A 2474-nucleotide genomic window follows, 5' to 3' on the forward strand; every position below is an offset into this window, starting at 1 on the left:
TCCAGCAAGGTTCGACGGGTATCTCGGCGGCCCAGGTGCCCGCTGGCTGCGTTGCCGGCCGACCCGAGTACGCCAGGTACGAGGGCCGACCGGCGCCTTGCCAGCGAACACCTGGATCCACCGATATACCCATCAACCTTGCTGGACGGGCCACTAGCTAGGTCGGGGAATCGGTCCGGTGAAGTGCGGCCCGGCACGGTCGTCTCCCCGCGTCCCGCACGGGTCGAGGCATGGCGGATGTCATGCCGCGGGCGGGCCGGGTGGAGCACGTGAACGCCCGCCCCGACCCGATCAGAGCCGAGGGTCGGAGAGGTCGATGGAGCCGGGTGGCGAGAAGCTCCAGGCGCGACACCACCTCGACGCCACGGTCAGGATCCCCGCGTAGCTTGTGGGCGTGCGTCAGGCTCGGATCAGCGACCATGCCGTGCTCGTGGACTGCATCCAGCGCTGGTGGAGCGCCTCGCGGACCCCGGAGCAGGCCCGCGAGTTGTCCCTGCTGCTGCCGAGGCTGTTCCTGCAGCACTTCGCCCGCACCAGCCTGGTGCTGGAGGACGCCACCGGGATCCACGGCTTCCTGATCGGGTTCCACTCCGGCGACCACCCCGACGAGGCGTACATCCACTTCGTGGGGGTGGACCCGGACCGACGTGGCCAGGGCCTGGCCCGTGATCTGTACGCGGCCTTCTTCGAGCGCGCGCGGCGCAGCGGCCGGCGCATCGTGCGGGCGATCACGGCACCGGCGAACACCGGCTCCGTCGCGTTCCACCGCGCGATGGGCTTCGAGCTGGTGCCGGGCGACCGCGAGGTGGACGGGGTGCCGGTCCACAGCGACTACGACGGGCCGGGGCAGCCCAGGGTCGCGTTCACGATCACGCTGGACCAGTCCGAGCCGTGAGGTCGACGCGGGACCCTGGAGCGCGAAGGGTGTGGGCGCTGCGGCCGAGCGCGCGAGCCCGGACGCCGCCGATGCACCGGATCAGGCGGGGAGGACGAAGAGGCTGAGCGGGGTGAGCCCGACCGCCAGCGCGGCCAGCACGACCAGGTTGCGCAGCGGCGCGCTCAGCGGGGGGTGGGCGGCGCGGAGGCGGTCGATGCGTTGCGCGGTCGCGTGCCCCCCGACGGCGAGCGCACCGGGCGGGACCGGAGACGCGCCGAGCGCGTGGAAGCGGTCCAGCGCGGCGATCAGCGGGGCCGGGCCGTGGCGGCGGGCGGCGCCGTCGTCCGCGCACATCTCCACGAGCAGCTCGATGCTGTCCCCCATGCGCGCGGTGAGCCGGCAGGGGACGGCCCTCCGCAGCGCGTGGAACGGCGCGAGCGCGAGGTGGTGGTGCTCGCGGGCGTGGGCGTCCTCGTGCGCGAGCACGGCCTCCAGCTGCGACGGCGTCAGCGCCTCCAGCGCGCCGGAGCTGACGACCACGCAGCCGGACGGGCCGGGCAGGTAGTAGGCCGCGGCGACGGGATGGTCCAGCACGACGGCTCGCTCGTGCGCATCGGAGCGCCCGACCAGCCTCAGCAGCAGCCGGTGCCGGGAGCGGTGCCGCCCGGCCCGCCAGGAGCTGACGATCTGGACGGTCGCGGTCCAGGTGGTCAGCAGCAGCCCTGCCACGATCGCGGTCACGTGCCCCGCTCCGAGGCCGGGGTGGGGCGCGCCCGCCGCGAGCTCTGCGCCGAGCCGGCTCAAGGCGGGCACGATCCCGCGCCCGTAGGGCTCGAGGCCGGCGCTGAGCAGCGCCCCCACCGTCGCGGTCACCGCGCCGAGGGCGGTGGCCTGCCAGAGCAGGACCGCCAGGTGCGGGCTGCGGTGGGTCCAGCGGGCCCGGACCAGGACGGCGCCGGAGGCCACCGCGAGCAGCGCGGTGCAGACGTGGTGCCAGACGTAGATCACGACGAGGCACCGCCGCCGGTCGGCTCGCGGTCGCCGGCAGCGCCTCCGGGATCGGGCGACGTGTCGAGGGCGGCGCGGAGGACGTCGGCGTCGGTCGGGCTGACCGCGCGGGCGAACCGGACCAGCGCGCTGTCCCGGTCACCGCTGCGCTCCAGGGCCGCCATCATCATCTCGGCCACGTAGTCGTCGCGCGTCCCCGCCGCCGTGTAGTGCCAGGTGCGCTCGACGTACACGCGGGTGACGACCTGCTTGCGGGTGAGCCGTTCGAGCACGGTCTTCACCGTGCTGTAGGCGAGGTCCGGATCGCCGATGTCCCGCAGTACGGCACGGGCGGTGACGGGTTCGGTGCGCTTCCACAGCGCGCTCATCACGTCCTGCTCGAGTTCACCGCGGCGCCTGCTCACCTGTCGTCCTCCGTCGGGGCGCCCGACCCACGGCCGGTGGTCGGCGTTCGTCGTCGCCGGACGCATCCGCCGGATCCGCCCTGCTACGTTCGATAGCGCTACAAGTTGTAGCACGCAACCGCGGTCGGGCGGGCCCCCGGGCGCACGACCCCGGCCCGAACCCGCGCCAGGCCCCCCCCTGGGGG

At 74.3% G+C, this 2474-nt stretch carries 3 protein-coding genes; 1 reads left to right on the plus strand and 2 read right to left on the minus strand.

The annotated features are described in order from the left end of the window. Positions 1 to 394 precede the first annotated feature (394 nt). Positions 395 to 895, plus strand: coding sequence for a GNAT family N-acetyltransferase (locus KDL28_RS36655; protein ID WP_252446076.1), 501 nt, complete (start codon positions 395 to 397; stop codon positions 893 to 895). A gap of 81 nt (positions 896 to 976) precedes the next feature. On the opposite strand, the gene KDL28_RS36660 is transcribed toward KDL28_RS36655, so the two are convergent. Continuing rightward, positions 977 to 1885 carry a M56 family metallopeptidase gene (locus KDL28_RS36660; protein ID WP_252446077.1) on the minus strand — a complete coding sequence of 303 codons (909 nt, stop codon included), beginning with the start codon at positions 1883 to 1885 and terminating at the stop codon, positions 977 to 979. Beyond that, complete coding sequence (locus KDL28_RS36665) at positions 1882 to 2289, minus strand: BlaI/MecI/CopY family transcriptional regulator (protein WP_252446078.1); 408 nt, start codon at positions 2287 to 2289, stop codon at positions 1882 to 1884. The genes KDL28_RS36660 and KDL28_RS36665 overlap by 4 nt, the downstream gene beginning before the upstream one ends. Positions 2290 to 2474: the final 185 nt, after the last annotated feature.

The sequence above is a fragment of the Pseudonocardia humida genome (assembly GCF_023898865.1).
GTDB classification, from domain to species: Bacteria; Actinomycetota; Actinomycetes; order Mycobacteriales; family Pseudonocardiaceae; genus Pseudonocardia; species Pseudonocardia humida.